The organism is Pseudoflavonifractor phocaeensis (genome assembly GCF_016901955.1).
Classification (GTDB): Bacteria; Bacillota; Clostridia; order Oscillospirales; family Oscillospiraceae; genus Flavonifractor; species Flavonifractor phocaeensis_A.
Window position 1 is genome coordinate 72561 of sequence record NZ_JACJLC010000004.1, and the last position, 16361, is coordinate 88921.

At 59.7% G+C, this 16361-nt stretch carries 16 protein-coding genes and 1 pseudogene; 6 read left to right on the forward strand and 11 right to left on the reverse strand.

The features are described 5' to 3' along the window. Positions 1–266: 266 nt before the first annotated feature. Positions 267–1292, forward strand: a complete 1026-nt coding sequence (pheS, locus tag H6B51_RS01965; protein WP_204882063.1) for a phenylalanine--tRNA ligase subunit alpha — start codon at positions 267–269, stop codon at positions 1290–1292. A gap of 80 nt (positions 1293–1372) precedes the next feature. Then, on the forward strand, positions 1373–4063 hold the full coding sequence (gene pheT, locus H6B51_RS01970) for a phenylalanine--tRNA ligase subunit beta (RefSeq protein WP_204882064.1): 2691 nt from the start codon (positions 1373–1375) through the stop codon (positions 4061–4063). Positions 4064–4163: 100 nt separating this feature from the next. Here the strand turns inward: pheT and H6B51_RS18020 are convergent, their stop codons facing one another. After that, the gene (locus H6B51_RS18020) at positions 4164–4538 is read right to left on the reverse strand and encodes a transposase (RefSeq protein WP_418055051.1); all 375 of its coding nucleotides are present in this window, start codon (positions 4536–4538) and stop codon (positions 4164–4166) included. Between the two features lie 256 nt (positions 4539–4794). Continuing rightward, positions 4795–5094 (reverse strand): hypothetical protein, encoded by a 300-nt coding sequence (locus H6B51_RS01980; protein WP_204882065.1) that lies wholly within the window; start codon positions 5092–5094, stop codon positions 4795–4797. Between the two features lie 304 nt (positions 5095–5398). On the opposite strand from H6B51_RS01980, the gene H6B51_RS01985 reads away from it, so the two are divergent. Continuing rightward, positions 5399–7372: a hypothetical protein gene (locus tag H6B51_RS01985; RefSeq protein ID WP_204882066.1), complete on the forward strand. Its 1974-nt coding sequence runs from the start codon at positions 5399–5401 to the stop codon at positions 7370–7372. A gap of 105 nt (positions 7373–7477) precedes the next feature. On the opposite strand, the gene H6B51_RS17570 is transcribed toward H6B51_RS01985, so the two are convergent. Further along, complete coding sequence (locus tag H6B51_RS17570) at positions 7478–7687, reverse strand: helix-turn-helix domain-containing protein (RefSeq protein WP_335342085.1); 210 nt, start codon at positions 7685–7687, stop codon at positions 7478–7480. Here H6B51_RS17570 and H6B51_RS01995 point away from each other — a divergent pair. From H6B51_RS01995 to H6B51_RS02005, 3 genes are all read left to right on the forward strand, one after another. Next, a complete protein-coding gene (locus H6B51_RS01995; RefSeq protein ID WP_243421094.1) occupies positions 7653–7985 on the forward strand; it encodes a hypothetical protein in 333 nt (110 codons plus the stop codon). The genes H6B51_RS17570 and H6B51_RS01995 overlap by 35 nt on opposite strands. A 315-nt stretch (positions 7986–8300) precedes the next feature. Further along, the gene (locus H6B51_RS02000) at positions 8301–8507 is read left to right on the forward strand and encodes a hypothetical protein (RefSeq protein ID WP_204882067.1); all 207 of its coding nucleotides are present in this window, start codon (positions 8301–8303) and stop codon (positions 8505–8507) included. Between the two features lie 20 nt (positions 8508–8527). Next, the gene (locus H6B51_RS02005; RefSeq protein ID WP_243421091.1) at positions 8528–8698 is read left to right on the forward strand and encodes a DUF4368 domain-containing protein; all 171 of its coding nucleotides are present in this window, start codon (positions 8528–8530) and stop codon (positions 8696–8698) included. Between the two features lie 220 nt (positions 8699–8918). Here the strand turns inward: H6B51_RS02005 and H6B51_RS02010 are convergent. The 8 genes and pseudogenes from H6B51_RS02010 to H6B51_RS02045 all read right to left on the reverse strand — a co-directional run. Then, positions 8919–9476 (reverse strand): annotated as a pseudogene (locus H6B51_RS02010) (butyryl-CoA:acetate CoA-transferase); the annotation flags it as partial. 23 nt (positions 9477–9499) lie between these two features. After that, positions 9500–10399 (reverse strand): 3-hydroxybutyryl-CoA dehydrogenase, encoded by a 900-nt coding sequence (locus H6B51_RS02015; RefSeq protein WP_335342086.1) that lies wholly within the window; start codon positions 10397–10399, stop codon positions 9500–9502. Beyond that, entirely contained in the window at positions 10396–11382 is a 987-nt protein-coding gene (locus H6B51_RS02020; protein WP_204882071.1) for an MBL fold metallo-hydrolase, read from the reverse strand. The genes H6B51_RS02015 and H6B51_RS02020 overlap by 4 nt, the downstream gene beginning before the upstream one ends. A 59-nt stretch (positions 11383–11441) precedes the next feature. Next, complete coding sequence (locus tag H6B51_RS02025) at positions 11442–12023, reverse strand: nitroreductase family protein (protein WP_204882072.1); 582 nt, start codon at positions 12021–12023, stop codon at positions 11442–11444. Positions 12024–12044: 21 nt separating this feature from the next. Beyond that, positions 12045–12821 carry an enoyl-CoA hydratase-related protein gene (locus tag H6B51_RS02030; RefSeq protein ID WP_204882074.1) on the reverse strand — a complete coding sequence of 259 codons (777 nt, stop codon included), beginning with the start codon at positions 12819–12821 and terminating at the stop codon, positions 12045–12047. A gap of 10 nt (positions 12822–12831) precedes the next feature. Then, entirely contained in the window at positions 12832–14013 is a 1182-nt protein-coding gene (locus H6B51_RS02035) for an acetyl-CoA C-acetyltransferase (RefSeq protein WP_204882075.1), read from the reverse strand. 73 nt (positions 14014–14086) lie between these two features. After that, on the reverse strand, positions 14087–15229 hold the full coding sequence (locus H6B51_RS02040; protein ID WP_204882076.1) for an acyl-CoA dehydrogenase: 1143 nt from the start codon (positions 15227–15229) through the stop codon (positions 14087–14089). Between the two features lie 194 nt (positions 15230–15423). Next, positions 15424–16361: electron transfer flavoprotein subunit alpha/FixB family protein (locus H6B51_RS02045; protein WP_204882077.1), on the reverse strand; the 938-nt coding region annotated here is incomplete at its 5' end.

The following is a 16361-nucleotide window of genomic DNA, read 5'->3' on the forward strand; positions in this document are numbered from 1 at the left end:
AATTTACATGCGAAGAAGGGAAAAAGAGCGGTTCCCGGCCCAGCAGAGAGCATCCGTCACCGGCTGAAAGCGGATGTGGGGAAGGCCCGTTCGGTTCGTCCTGGAGCGGCCCTGGAGACAGGGACGGAGTACCTCCACGTTATCGGAGGTAAAGTGCCCGCCATGTGCGGGAAGTGCGGGTGGTACCGCGGAAGGCTTGCCTTTCGTCCCAGATGTTGGGATGGAAGGCTTTTTTCTTTGTGATTACTGCAAAAGGAGCTGCAAATATGAAGGAAACATTGGAAACGATCCGCCGGGAAGCTCTGGCGGCCATGGAGAGCGCCAAAAACGCCCAGGAACTGGACAGCATACGGGTAAAGTATCTGGGCAAAAAAGGCGAACTTACCGCGGTGCTCAAGCAGATGGGCAAGCTCTCCGCTGAGGAGCGGCCCGCCATGGGCCAGCTGGCCAACGAAGTGCGCACCGCCCTGGAGAGGGCTCTGGAGGCCCGGGGCAAGGAGCTGGAGGCCGCCGCCCTGGAGGAACAGCTGAAAGCGGAAGCTCTGGATATCACCGTCCCAGGCAAGGCCGTCAAGCTGGGCCACCGTCACCCCATGTATATCGCCCTGGATGAGATCAAGGAGATCTTCATTGGCATGGGCTTTACTGTGCTGGACGGCCCTGAGGTAGAGCTGGCCGAGCTCAACTTCGACCGGCTCAACGCCGAGGAGGGGCACCCCTCCCGGGACTGGAGCGATACCTTCTACTTTGACCAGGACAGCCGGGTGATGCTCCGCTCTCAGACCTCGCCCATGCAAGTTCGGGCCATGGACACCATGGAGCTGCCCATCCGCATCATCGCTCCCGGCCGGGTGTACCGTAAGGACGAGGTGGACGCCACCCACTCCCCCATGTTCCACCAGGTAGAGGGCATGGTCATCGACAAGGGGGTTACTATGGCTGACCTGAAGGGCACCCTGAACACCGTAGTGGAAATGCTCTACGGTAAAGGTACCAAGACCCGGTTCCGTCCCCACCACTTTCCCTTCACTGAGCCCTCCTGCGAAATGGACGTCCAGTGCCACAAATGCGGCGGAGTGGGCTGCCCCACCTGTAAGGGCGAGGGTTGGATCGAACTGCTGGGCGCCGGGATGATCCATCCCCGGGTGCTGGAGATGAGCGGCATCGACCCCAACGTATATTCCGGCTGGGCCTTCGGCATCGGCCTGGAGCGTACCGCCATGCGCCGGTTCAAGATCGCCGACCTGCGGCTCATCTTTGAAAACGACGTGCGGTTCCTGGAGCAGTTTTAAGCTTGCGCCTTAAAACCGCAGGTAAGGGCGGGGATCAGCCGCCCACATCATGAAAAGCCTGATACAAGGGAGTTTTAACTATGAATTTATCTCGCAAATGGCTCAGCGAGTTCGTCAGTGTGGACGCCAACGACAAGGAATTTGCCGAGGCTATGACCCTCTCCGGGTCCAAGGTGGAGGTCACCAGCGACCTGGGCGCGGAGATTTCCAATGTAGTGGTGGGTCGGCTGCTGTCCATGGAACGCCATCCCGACTCCGACCACATGTGGGTCTGTCAGGTGGACGTGGCCAAGGAGGAGCCCATCCAGATCGTCACCGGCGCCTGGAACATCCACCCCGGCGACCTGATGCCGGTGGCCCTCCACAAGTCCACCCTCCCCGGCGGGGTGAAGATCCAGAAGGGCAAGCTCCGGGGCGTGGTTTCCAACGGCATGTTCTGCGGCCTTTCCGAGCTGGGACTGGACACCCGGGACTTTCCCTACGCTGTCATTACCCCTGCCGCCATCCTCGGGGACTACAGGCCTCTGGATAAGGACAAGCCCTCCATCCCCGCGGACATCCAGCCCGGACATAAGATCTATGGCCCGGTGGTGGCCGCCAAGGTGAGCTCTGTCGTTACCACCGGCTACTCTGCCTACGACGTGACTCTGGACGCTGGTAACGGCGCCGTCTCAGCCTCCACCACTTGTCCCAACCTCCACGAGGGGGATCTGGTCGCCTACAACACCAAGTCAAACAGCATCTGCACCCTGGCAGATCTTCACGCCCAACAGGCTGAGTTCCCCCACTGCATCGAGGACGGTATTTTTGTGCTGGACGAGGACTGCAAGCCCGGTGACGACATCAAGCCGGTGATCGGCCTGGATGACCACGTGGTGGAATTTGAGATCACCCCCAATCGCCCCGACTGTCTCTCCGTTATCGGCCTTGCCCGGGAGGCCGCCGCTACTTTCAACGCCCCTCTGAACCTCCACCAGCCGGTGGTGAAGGGCGGCGCGGACGGCAGCCTGGTGGAGCTGCTGGACGTGGAGACCCCCGCCAGTGACCTGTGCCCCCGGTACACCGCCCGGATGGTGCGCAACGTGAAGATTGCCCCCTCCCCCAAGTGGATGCGGGAGCGGCTACGCGCCATGGGTGTGCGTCCCATCAACAACATCGTGGACATCACCAACTACGTTATGCTGGAGTACGGCCAGCCCATGCACGCCTTCGACTACCGATATGTAAAGGGCGGCAAGATCATTGTCCGCCGTGCCGAGGAGGGTGAAAAGCTCACCACCCTGGACGGCAAGGAGCACACCCTCAACGCCAATCACCTGGTCATCGCCGACGAGCACCGGGCTGTGGGTCTGGCTGGCATCATGGGCGGCGAGAACAGCGAGATCGTGGCCGATACCACCGACGTGGTCTTCGAGTCCGCCTGCTTCGACGGCACCTGCATCCGCAAGGGCGCTCTGGCTCTGGGCATGCGCACCGAGGCTTCCGCCAAGTTCGAGAAGGGTCTGGACCCCATGAACACCCTGCCCGCCGTGGAGCGCGCCTGCGAGCTGGTGGAGCTGCTGGGGGCCGGCGAAGTGCTGGACGGCACCATTGATATTCTCAATTATGTGCCTCAGCCCCGGGTCCTCTCTCTGGAGCCCGACAAGATCAACGCCCTGCTGGGCACTGACATCACTACAGACGAGATGGTATCCATCCTGAAGAAGCTGGATTTCCAGGTGGAGGGCGATCAGGTCACCGTCCCCTCCTGGCGGGGAGATGTGGCCCGGATGGCCGATCTGGCGGAAGAGGTGGCCCGGTTCCACGGCTACAACAACATTCCCACCACTCTCATGCGGGGCCAGACCACCCTGGGCGGCTACTCCCAGGAGGAGAATTTGGAACGCCAGCTGGGGGCCATGTGCCGCTCCATGGGGTATGACGAGATCATCACCTACTCCTTCATCTCTCCCACCTGCTACGACAAGATCCGCTGGGACGCTGACGCTCCTCGCCGGGAATCCTTCAAGATCCTCAACCCCCTGGGCGAGGACACCTCCATCATGCGCACCACCGTCCTCCCCTCCATGCTGGAGATCCTTACCCGGAACTACAACTACCGCAACCAGAACGTGCGCCTCTACGAGGTCGGCCGGATCTACCTGCCCGGCGGAGAGGACGGTCTGGCGGTGGAAAACAAGGTTCTCTCCATGGGCGCCTACGGCAGCGACATGGACTTCTACGCCCTAAAGGGCTGCGTGGAGGCCATTCTAAAGGACCTCCGGGCGGAGGATGTCCGCTTTGAGGTTCCCTGCGTGACCAACCCCTCCTATCACCCCGGCCGTGTGGCCGACGTTTATGCCGGCGACCGCCGCATCGGTGTGATGGGTCAGATCCATCCCCTGGTGGCTCAGAACTACGGCGTGGACGCCCAGTTCTACTGCGCCGAGCTGGACCTGGGCCAGCTGATGTGCGCCAAGGGTGCCGATCCCGAGTACGTCCCCCTGCCCAAGTTCCCCGCCGTCACCCGGGATATCGCCGTGGTGTGCGACGAGGCCGTTACTGTGGGTGCGCTGGAGGCCTCCATCCGCAAGGGAGCCAAGGGTCTGCTGAAGGAGTGCACCCTTTTTGACATTTACCGTGGTAAGGGCGTGGACGAGGGCAAAAAGTCCGTGGCCTTCAATCTGGTGCTCCGGGCCGATGACCGCTCCCTCACCAGCGAGGAAGCGGATGCCGACGTGAAGAGCATCCTGGAAAATCTGGAGAACGAGCTGGGGGCCGTTCTTCGGTAAAGCTTCCTCCCGAATGACATAAAAATGGACTGCTGCCTGGTGAACCGCCCCAGATTGTGCGGACAGTATAAAAAGGCCCCCAGGTGGGAAATATTGAGTTTTAGGTGGAGAGGCGCCGCGCAAGCGGCGTCTCTCCAATCTTTAGCTGGATGCGCTCATGATTGTAAAAATGGATATAGCGGCCAATCATCTCATTGGATTCAGAAAAGATAGCCGGTTTGCGGCGGTAAATGCACTCGGTTTTGAGGATGGAGAAGAAATTTTCTGCCATAGCGTTGTCATACGGATTCCCTTTTCTTGACATGGATGGTGTAATGCCGTATGCTTGAGAGGTGTATTGAAATCCCTGGTCGCTGTGGAGTCCAGCTCCGCAGCGACTCTCTTTTTCTCCTGCTTCATTGCAAGACGGATGGTTCCAGTACCAGATGGACGGTCTGGCGTGTTCCGGTCTTGTAGGCGACGATGCTGTTGTCATAGAGATCCCGGATTATGGAAAGATATAGTATCCGCAGTACTGCTTTGGGATTGCGGAGCATGTTTTGAGTTTTCAGCCACACCCACATCCGCCGGTAGCCGTAGGTATGGAAGCTGCGTTCCCGCTGCTGTGAGTGATGAGTTCTGCAAGGGCGGCGTACTTCTCCGGCCTGCCAAAGCACTGGAGGAAAGCATAGTAGCCGCTTCTGGATACTCTACCCTGTGAAGATATATGACGTGGTATTTTACCCGTGCCCTCACTTCCTGTGAATTACAGAAAATCCCGCAGCAGCTTGTTTTCCATCTGTAAACGCTGGATCTCGTATGCCTGCTCTGCCACAACATCTCCAGGTATGATAGGTTTCCTTGGCCTGCGGTATGATACCGGCTTCCAGTTTTCGCTGCCTTGCACGTTCCCGCTCAAGCAGCTTTTTCACCACTTGCTTGACCTTAAAGCCATCGTGCTCTGCTACTTCCTGTCGGGTTTTCCCCTCTGCCAGCATGGCCTTCATTTCAGGCTGCAACGCCTGCACGTGTGTGTAATTCCGTTTCCCCATAACAATACCCCCTGATGTAGTCTACTTTCCTACATCAGGGGGTCCTTTGTCACTGTCCATCTTTACTGGACCTGTTCATCTGAAGCTTAAAGTTCATTTAACTTTCAACATTGTATCATACATTTATCTAAGCGTTAGGAGGCTCTTTATGAAATCGAAACAACTCATCGCATCGTTTCTTGTCTTATCACTGGCAGCAGGCCTTTGCGCCTGCGCAAAGGATGCCAAAACAAATACAGCTACAGATTCGTCTTCTCGACCTCCTGTGGCTGACGCCGAAGAGAAAGCCTATATTGAAGAAACCTTGAACCTTTCCAACAATACGGAACTGTCCTGGACCTACAGCGCAGATGCCGATGCCTGGGTCATGTCCATCGTTTCGGCTGTGGCTTATCCGGAGCTTCCCGATCAGCAGGGCGTCTCCGTCTGCGTACCCGGCGCCTATGTCACCGGCATTGATACCGACGGGGATGGGGATGCCGATGTGACCGGTGTGAGCGCCGGAGAGGAAGCTGTCAGCGGCTCCCTGGTCATCGACTATGAAGCGGAGATCACCAGCACCAACGGACAGACCTACACTGCCGCCACCGCCCCTGTGATCCTGAACACCGGCGCGGCAGGCTACGGTTCTCAGAACAATTCCCTGGCCTCCGCCACCTACGCAGCTGACGGATATATCCATGTATCCTGCGGCAACCGCGGTAAGCAGGACACGGCCACCGATGAGGACGGGAACACATACTACACCGGCGACGCCCCCTCCTGCCTGGTGGACCAGAAAAATGCTGCCCGATTTGTCAAGTATAATATCCTGCTGGGTAACCTGCCGGGCAGTGTAGACTATATGGTCTCCACCGGCGGCTCCGGAGGCGGCGCCCACGCCGTGATGTTCGCCGCAACCTCCAACAATCCCGACTTCTACGACTATGAGATCGACGCCGGAGCGGTGGGTGTGTACTACACCGAGGACGGCGGCTACTCCACTGCGGTCACCATCGACGGAACGGAGGTTGAGATCTCCGATGGAGCGTGGGGCTGCGTCGGTTACAGCGCTATTACCTCTCTGGCGGAGTCAGATATGACCCTGGCCTTTGAGTATTACCTGGATGCTGACTACGACTTTTCCACGGAGTTTCAGGCGCAGCTGGCAGAATATCTGTCCCAGGCCTATATGGAGTATATCAATGAGCAGGATCTCTCTGTCTGCGAAGCGGATGTGGGCTTTGACCTCAACGGCGATGGGGATTTGGAGGACACCATCGCGCTGACCATTGAATATGATCCAGAAGCCTACCCTGAGACTAACGGCTACTACGGCACGTATTTGGAACTGTACCTGGCGGAGTTTACCCAGAATCTCCAGTGGTATGTGGATAACCTGGATTATGCCGAGGGCTGGACCTGGTTTGATGGGGACGGCAATGCACTCAGCGATGAGGAAGTTGCAACCATGACCAGCGAGGATAAGGCAGAAGCCTTCCTGGAAGGCCGCTATGCCAAAGGCGCTTCCTCCAACGGCCCCGGCGACATGCTGGGCGGTCGCGGCGACGGCATGGGTGATCTACCGGACGGTAATCTGCCGGACGGAGAACTGCCCGCTGATATGGAACACGGTCAGATGGGCCGTAATACCGGTGACGGCAATCGTGAGATGATCGTGGGCACTCCAGATGCAAGTACGACTCAAGCTGCGGGCAGCGCGGTGGACTCCAACAACTACGCCACCTATGAGGAAATGGTAGCGGCTTACCGTGCTGACATTGAGAGCATCCAGGCCGGCGACGAATACGGCAACAACCTGGCGGAACTGTATGATCCTCTCAATTATATCAATGCGGAAGGGACGGAGAATCCTACATGGGTTAAGATCCTCTGCGGCGCCGCGGAGGGCGATATTTCCATGTTCAATTCCCTGAACCTGCATGTGGATCAGATGTACGGAGCGTATGTGGAGGGTACTGCCGTCATTAGCAAAGCTGCGGCACAGCCTCAGACCACCAACGGCACCGCCACGGAAGCCACCGGCACCGATCTCACAAGCTGGGTCAGCCTGACCGACGGACAGATTTCCTTTTCTCTGGCCGATACAGCCGCATACCGCACTGCGGGAGCCAGCAAAGCCATGCCGGCCTTCGATGTGATAGATTACGGTCAGGAGGATTATGTGTTCGGTACAGCGGAGCAGGACGCCAGACACTGGGATCCGATCTTGCTGGATATCTTTGAAACCCATTCTGATGTACTCGCCCCCCTGTTCAATAGCGGAAACGCAGGATAAAGTACAGTTCACGATTGTTATGGATCAATCTTCCCGATGGTTTTGGAGGCCACTATCCGCAGGGAAAGCGGCTTCAGTGCTATCATAGCCTCCTCAGCTCGTTGACTATTGTAGAGCAAAGAACGGGTGTATTCCCGTCTCCGTCAGCCGGAGCGCCTTTCCCCGATAGGAGAACAGCCTGCGGCCATAGCGATCCTCCAGCCGGTGAATGTGGTGGGATACCGCAGGCCTGGTTAGGCAAAGCTGCTCTGCGACCCGGGTATAATTCATGGTTTCGCAGATGACAAAGAGTGTATTCCACGCCATGTTCAGCATGATGGGCGGCAAGAATACCGGGCTGATGGCGGAGTACCAGGCGGCTCAGGATCGCATGACCAAATCCGGAACGGAATATGTGCGCGACATCCCGGTGGTCAAGATCTTTCAGCAGACTGTGTACTCCTTCAAGGTATTCCAGCAGGCCATTGAGGACTACAGCACCAAGGTGGAGCACGATCAAGGCGACGTGTGCCGCGTGCCACAGTCCATCAACCTGACCGTTACCGAGTGCGCCTTTCTTGTTCATGGTGCCGGTGGTTCTGTTCCTGACCCCCGGGGCGCTGGTTTCCGGTAATTTTGCGGGATTTGTGAGGAATTTTGTTTTTTGCGCTGTATTCTCCGCCATCATTTCCACTGGAAACTGGAAAGTAGCCGTTGTCCTGCGGTAAAAACCGCAGGACAACCCTTGGAAAGAACAAACGACCTATTGCTTCAGCAACAGGTCGTTTGTTGTAGAGTCTGTTTTTAGATAGGAAAGCCCGGATACCCTTGGTAGCGTCCTCCTTCGGTTGATAAAGGCCAACCATGAGAAAATGTAAACTTTCCATACTTGGCTGACACGGGCAGAGGACAACGGATACCACCTTTTTCGCCGCCGCCCTATGACTACATGAAGAACCCGGACGCTCCCCGGTTTGGGGTGATTGACCCGGAAGCTGCCGAAGTGGTGCGCTGCATCTACCGTCTGGCCTTGGAGGGCAACGGCCCCTTGCGGATCGCTACGGCGCTGGAGACGATGGGGGCGCTGAACCCCTCAGCCTATCGAACCAGCAAGGGGATCAGCAAGGGCGGATCAAGGCGCTGCGGCTGGAGCTGAAAAAGCTGGAAGATAAGCGGATGGATGTGGACACCTTTCTGGAAACGGTGCGTCGCTACACCGACGCCACCACCATCGCCAAGCGCATGGTTGCCGGGCTCATTCAGTACATCGAGGTCTATCCTGCGGTCAAGGAGAACGGCGTTACCAATCAGCGGGTGACGATCCACTATAACTGCATGGGTGCGTAGCATTAAGCTACGCACCCACACAGATCGCTATATAAACCTGGAAATAAAAAATGCGGAGTATCATCAACAGACCTTTTCAGATCCTTTAATGATACTCCGCATGTCATGTGTTGACGAAAAAGATCTCTTACTGTAAGCAATGCGCCGCAATGGATTCAAGGATTTTAGCTCACTGCTTCTCTACTGTGCAGCAAAATAACCCCAGGGAATGAGGATGGCTAGGCGGGTTGCCTCCCTCCACAATGTAGTTGACCTGGGAGATATGGATGCCCTCCTCAAAGCCCCCCAGACACCGGGGCATATTGGCGTTGACCTCCACAATGACCACATCTGCCCGCTCACACACCGCCCGCATGTGGGAGGCGTTGGGGCCGAAGCTGAAGTAGCCGAACTCATCCATCAGGGAGACCTGGAACATCGCGGCCTTGACGGGCTCCACAGACTGCCGGTAAAACCGGGGCAGCTCCGAGTAGCGCATGGGATTGTAGAAGGCGATGCCGTCGTCAATCATTTTGCGCTCCACGCCGGACATATGCCAGGAGTTCCAGGTAAAGTGCTCCGCCGCGTCAGGAACCTGGAATACCGCAGGCTTCTCAAAGAGAATCCCTCCCCGGATCTTGACATCGGTGAGCTCCCGCCAGCGGGCGGCCAGGGCCTTGTCCAGAGCCCTGGGTGTGCCGGTGCACCAGCCGTAGTCCACCCAGTCCCCGGACTGGACCACCTGTACGGCCCGCTCCGGTGTGATCTTCTTCTCCTGATAGAGCTTTTTGTAATCCATTCTATCCTCCAATGAAACGGGGCTTACTTGTTGTAGTCGTGAAAGCCCTTGCCGGTCTTGCGGCCCAGGAAGCCGGCCCGGACCATCTTGCGCAGGAGCAGGGAGGCCCGGTACTTGGGGTCGCCGCTCTCCTGGTAAATGGTGTCCATAATGGCCAGGCACACGTCCAAACCGATGAGGTCGCCCAGGGCCAGGGGGCCCATGGGGTGGTTGGCGCCCAGCTGCATGGCCTTGTCGATGTCCTCCGCGCTGGCGACCCCGGTGTACACCAGGTCGCAGGCCTCGTTGATCATGGGGATCAGGATCTTGTTGACTACAAAGCCGGGGGCCTCGTTGACCTCCACGGGGTCCTTGCCGATGGTCTTGGCCAGCTCGTAGACCGTCTTAAAGGTCTCGTCAGAGGTCTTGGCCCCCCGGATGACCTCCACCAGCTTCATCACGGTGGCGGGGTTGAAGAAGTGCATCCCGATGAACTTGTCCGGCCGCTGGGTGGCGGCGGCGATGGCGGTGATGGAGATGGAGGAGGTGTTGGAGGCAAGAATCGTTTCTGGCTTGCAGATCTTGTCCAGGTCGGCGAAGACCTGCTTCTTGATGTCCAGGTTCTCAATGGCGGCCTCCACCACCAGGTCGGCGTCGGCGGCCAGGTTCAGGTCGGTGGTAAAGGTCATCCTGCCGGTGATGGCCTGCTTGCCAGCCTCGTCCAGCTTGCCCTTGCTCACCTGCTTGTCCAGGGCCTTGTTCAGCCGGGCCTCCGAGTTTTTGATAATCTCCTCGCTGATGTCACGGACCACAACGTCAAACCCCGACCGGGCGAAGACCTGGGCGATGTCCAGCCCCATGGTCCCCCCGCCGATAACGACGATCTTTTTCATTGGTTTTGTCCTCCTTCTATCTGGAAATTTTTGTTTTCTATGCTGCCTCAAATGATGTGGTAGACAAACACTTCACCCGCCGCTTCCCGGGCGACTTTTCCCCGGCGCTCCATATAGTATAGGTGGGCCAGGGTCTCAGAGACCGCAAACCATTTCTGGTTGGGCGGGAATTGATCCCATCCAAGCCCCCGGGCGGACCATGAAATATGGCCTGCCAGTTCATAGGCCGTGGAGCCTGGGTACGTCTCTACAGCATCGAGAATCTCCGCCAACCGATGCTGATGGTGTTCGAGCAGGGCATCAATCCGCTGGTATACATCTCCTGCCTGCCCCCGGTGGGCCGGGAAGGTTTTGCGTATGGGCAGGCTGCGGATTTTCTCCAGGCTGGACAGATAATCGGACAGGGCGTCGTCGACTCCCATCCAGACCGCAATATTAGGGGTAATATCAAAGAGAATATGGTCGCCGGAAAACAGTAGCTGCTCCTTGGGCAGATAGAGAACCATATGGCCGGGGGTATGGCCAGGCGTGTGGATGGCCTGGACGGACACATCCCCCACATGGAGAATCTCACCGCCTTCCAGCAGTGTGGCGGGGTAGACGCCCTGGGGGGCGTAGAGCCGGGCGTGGTTGCCGCCGGCCTGGAGCGCCAGCCCCTCCGCCGGGTATCCCTCATGGCGGTAGCGCTCCTCCATGTCAGACCAGGTAGTCCCGGTCACAGTAGACGCAAAGTAGGTGTGGTCAATCCTCCCGGTGTATACCGGAACACCCCGCTGCACAAAATCGTACACCAGGCCGGTGTGGTCAGAGTGCAGATGGGTGAGGAAGAGAGCAGTCTTTCCCAAATCCAGATTTAATTCCTCAATGCCTGCCCACAGGGAGGCATGGCACTCAGGCCGGTTAAACCCCGTGTCAATGATTAAATTTTGTTCAGGCGTCTGGATAACGTAGGAATTGAGGGTGCGCAGCGGGTTTTGGGGCAGTTCCACCGGGATGCGCCAAATTCGGGGCCGGTCGAATACTTGCTCTACCATGAATTGTCATCTCCCAACGCGGGGCAGGCGGCAGGGATGCCCCGGCCGTCGGGCCCGAATTATAGTACGATGTAACGGCCGCTCTTGGCCTTGGGGGCTTGGGGAATTTTTTCTGGGTAGCCCAGGGTGATCAGCGCGGTCAGTTCCCCCTGCTCCGGTGCGAAGGCGTCGTAGATCTCCTGGGCCAGGCCAGCCTCCAGCGGCGCTGTGAGCCAGCAGCTGGCAACCCCCTCATTCCAGGCCGCCAGCAGCAGATTCTCGGTAGCTGCCGCCACACTCTGGAGCAGAGTGGACTGGCTTCTCCCGTGGGTGTCCCCGCCGGTGAGGAATGCCAGCACACAGACCGGCGCCCCGCCCAAAAGCTGGACAAACCGCTTGGTGTCCGCGACCACCTGAGGGTGGTTGGGAAAGCGCTGGGTCAACTCCGCATCCAGCCGCTGGGGGGCTGGGGCCATCAGCTCCAGCAGCTTAGCCATGGGCTCCGGGCTCTGAATGACGACAAAATACCAGGGCTGGAGATTCAGCGCCGAGGGGGCGGAACAGGCCGCCCCCATAATCCTGCCGAGGATATCCTCCGGGATGGGATCCGGCTGATAGGCGCGTACGCTCCGGCGGGTCATAATGGCATCTCTGCAATCCATATCTACACCTCCCTGGGCCGGTTAACGGAGCTTGAAGTGCTTCTCCGCTCTTTTTTCCAAGAAGGCGCCCATACCTTCGTTTTTGCCCTCGGTGCCGCAGCACACGCCGAAGGCCTCGGCCTCGAAGGCAGAGCCGGTGGCGATGTCGGTCTGCATCCCCATACGGATGCACCGCTTGGACTCCCGCACTGCGATCTGGGCGTTGGCGCAGATGGCGTTGGCCAGCTCCATAGCCTTGTCCATCAGCTCCTCAGGGGGATACACCTCGCTGACCAGCCCGATGGCCTTGGCCTCGTCGGCCTTGATGGTCTTGGCCGTCAGGATCAGCTCCATAGCCTTGGAAACGCCCACAATCCGGGGTAGCCGCTGGGTCCCGGCAAAGCCGGGGGTGATGCCCAGGCCCACCTCGGGCTGGCCGAACCTGGCCTTCTCGCTGGCCAGACGGATGTCGCAGGCCATGCTCAGCTCACAGCCGCCCCCCAGGGCAAAGCCGTTTACCGCCGCGATCACCGGCTTGGACAGGTTCTCCAGCTTGAGAAACACGTTCCCGCCGTGGACGCCGAAGCGCTTGCCGTCGATGGAGGAGAAGCCCTTCATCTCGCCGATGTCGGCTCCGGCCACAAAGGACCGGCCCGCGCCGGTGAGGATGACCACGTAAATTTCCTCGTCGGCCTCCACCTGGTCGATGACCTGGTCCAGCTCACTGAGCACCTGGCTGTTTAGGGCGTTGAGGGCCTCCTGACGGTCAATGGTGACCACGCCCACGTGCTCCTTTTTCTCCAGCTTGACATAATCCATAGCGCTGCACCTACACTTTCTCAAAGATGGCGGCCACGCCCATGCCGCCGCCGATGCACAGGGTGGCCAGGCCCCGCTTGGCCTCGGACCGCTTCATCATCTCATAGAGCGGGGTGACGATGATCCGGGCTCCGGAGGCGCCCACAGGATGGCCCAGAGCGATGGCGCCGCCGTTGACGTTGACCTTGCTCATGTCGAACTTCAGCTCCCGGGCCACAGCGATGGACTGGGCGGCAAAGGCCTCGTTGGCCTCGATGAGATCCATGTCGTCGATGGTCAGGCCGGCCTTGGCCAGCGCCGCCCTGGAGGCGGGCACCGGGCCCACGCCCATGATGGCGGGGTCCACACCGCCCTGGCCCCAGCCGATGATCTTGAACAGGGGCTTGAGGCCGTACTGCTTCACAGCGTCCTCGTCGGCAATCAGAATGGCCGCCGCGCCGTCGTTGATGCCGCTGGCGTTGCCCGCGGTCACGCGGCCCCCGTCGGGCTTGAAGGCGGGCTTGAGCTTGGCCAGCGCCTCGGCGGAGGTGGCCCGGGGGTGCTCGTCCACCTTGAACTCCACCATTTCCTTTTTCTTCTTCACCATCACAGGCACAATTTCATCCTCAAACCGGCCCGAGGCGATGGCTGCCGCCGCCTTCTCCTGAGAGGACAGGGCAAAGGCGTCCAGCTCCTCCCGGGTGATGCCCCACTGGTCGCACACGTTCTCGGCGGTAATGCCCATGTGGTAATTGTTGAACACGTCGGTCAGACCGTCGTTGACCATGGTGTCAATCAGCTTGGTGTTGCCCATCCGGGCGCCGTACCGGGCGGTGGGGATGGCGTAGGGGGCGGCGGACATATTCTCGGTGCCTCCGCACATCACCATGTGGGCGTCCCCGGCCAGGATGGAGCGCACACCCTCGATGACGCTCTTCATGCCGGACCCGCACACCATGCCCACGGTGCAGGCGGGCACCTCCACAGGGAAGCCCGCCTTGATGGCCACCTGCCGGGCCACGTTCTGCCCCAGGGCGGCGGTGAGCACGCAGCCAAACATGACCTCGTCGATGTTGGCGGGATCCACGTTGGCCCGCTTCAGGGCCTCCTTGACCACGACAGCCCCCAGCTCAGCGGCGGGGGTGTCCTTCAGGCTGCCGCCAAAGGTGCCGATGGCGGTCCGGCAGCTGCTGACTACATAGATGTCCTTCATGCTATCACCTTTTTCCTCATCATCAAGCGATAAGGGCCGGCGCCGGACAGCACCGGCCCTTATGCAGCAGACATTACTTCACGCCCATCCAGCCGGAGATGACCATCCGCTGGACCTCGCTGGTGCCCTCGTAGATCTCGGTGATCTTGGCGTCCCGCATGAACCGCTCGAAGGGATACTCCCGGGTGTAGCCGTAGCCGCCCACCAGCTGCAGGCAGCGCCGGGTCACGTCGCTGGCCGCCTCGGAGGCGTACAGCTTGCCCATGGCCGCCAGGTGGGAGTAGGGCTCGTGGTCCTGCTTGGCCTGGGCAGCCCGGTAGACCAGCAGCCGGGCCGCGTCCACCCTGGCCTGCATATCCGCCAGCTGGAACTGGGTGTTCTGGAACTGGCTGATCCGCTTGCCGAACTGAATACGCTCCTTGGTGTACTTCACGCACTCGTCAATGGCCGCCTGGGCGATGCCCAGGGCCTGGGCCCCGATGCCGATGCGCCCGCCGTCCAGGGTCATCATGGCGATCTTGAAGCCCTTACCCTCCTCACCCAGCAGGTTCTCCTTGGGCACCACGCAGTCCTCAAAGATCAGCTCACAGGTAGAGGACCCCCGGATGCCCATCTTCTTCTCGTGGGCGCCCACCTTGAAGCCGGGGAAGTCCTTCTCTACGATGAAGGCGGAGATGCCCTTATTGCCCAGCTCCTTGTTGGTCATGGCGAAGATGACGAAGGTATCGGCATAGCCGGCGTTGGTGATGAAGATCTTGGAGCCGTTGAGCAGCCAGTGGTCCCCCTTGTCCACGGCGGTGGTCTTCTGCATGGCCGCATCGGTGCCCGCGCCGGGCTCAGTCAGGCCCATGGCACCCAGCTTCTCCCCGGAGCAGAGAGGAGGCAGATATTTCTGCTTCTGCTCCTCGGTGCCGAACTCAGAGATGGGCCAGGTGCACAGGGAGGAGTGGGCGGAGACCATGACAGAGGTGGTGGCGCAGTGTTTGGCCAGCTCCTCGCATACCCCGATGTAGGTCAGATAGCTCAGCCCGGCTCCGCCGTACTCCTCGGCAAAGGGGACGCCCATCATGCCCATCTCGGCCAGCTTGTGCCAGGTCTCCTCGGGGAAGCGCTCATTTTCGTCTACCTCGGCGGCGATGGGGGCTACCTCTTTGAGACAGAACTCATGGAGCATATCCAGGATTTCCTGTTCTTCGGCGTTAAAGTGGAAGTTCATACATCATTCTCTCCTTTATCCTAAATTTTAAATTTGGACGCTGTGTCAACTTCTTAACAATGCCCTGATACGGCTTCGAGCTGCCCGGCAAGAGGCAGCTCGAAGCGTCATCAGGAATAGAAACGGCCCGCTGAGTAGGAGGAAGGCATTGAGAAAGGAAAGGGGAGCCGCTTCCGACAGGAGTTAGGAAGGCGCTACGCCTTCAGCTTCTTAATCTCCTCGGTGAGGGCCGGGAGCACCTCAAACAGGTTGCCCACAATGCCGTAGTCGGCCACATCGAAGATGGGGGCGTCCGGGTCCTTGTTGATGGCCACAATGCAGTCCGAGCCGCTCATGCCCGCCAGGTGCTGGATGGCCCCGGAGATGCCGCAGGCGATGTACAGCTTGGGGGCCACCGTCTTGCCCGTCTGGCCCACCTGATGGGCGTGGGAGATCCAGCCCGAGTCCACCGCTGCGCGGGAGGCTCCCACGGTGGCCCCCAGCGCCTCGGCCAGGGCGCGCACCGGAGCGAAGCCCTCAGGGCCGCCCACGCCCCGTCCGCCGGAGACGATGATATCCGCGCCCTCCAGGTCCACCAGCTCGCCAGCAGCCTCCTTGATCACCTCAAGGAGCTCGGTGCGGATTTGCTCGGGTGCCACATGGAATTCCTCGCGGATGGTCTCTGCTCTGGGCGCAACGGGAGCAGACTTCTTAAACACGCCCGGACGTACGGTGCCAATCTGGGGCCGGTGGTCGGGGCAGAGGATGGTTGCCATCAGGTTGCCGCCGAAGGCGGGGCGGGTCCAGGCAACATTGCCGGATTCCTCGTCGATGTCCAGGCCAGTACAGTCTGCTGTCAGGGCGGTTTTCAGCCGGCAGGACAGGCGGGGACCCATATCCCGGCCGTCCGGCGTGGCCCCAATCAGCAGGGTGGTGGGGCCGTATTTCTCCACCAGGTAGTACATGGCTGCCGCGTAGGCGTCAGTGGTATAGTCCTTAAACTCAGGGGCGTCGATGACGATGACTTGATCCGCCCCCTGGGCGGAGGCGGCGCTGACGGCGGCGTCCACCCCGCTGCCGATGACAATGCCCACCAGCCTGCCCCCCTGCTTGTCCGCCAGGTCACGGCCGGGGGTGAGCAGCTCCAGGCCCA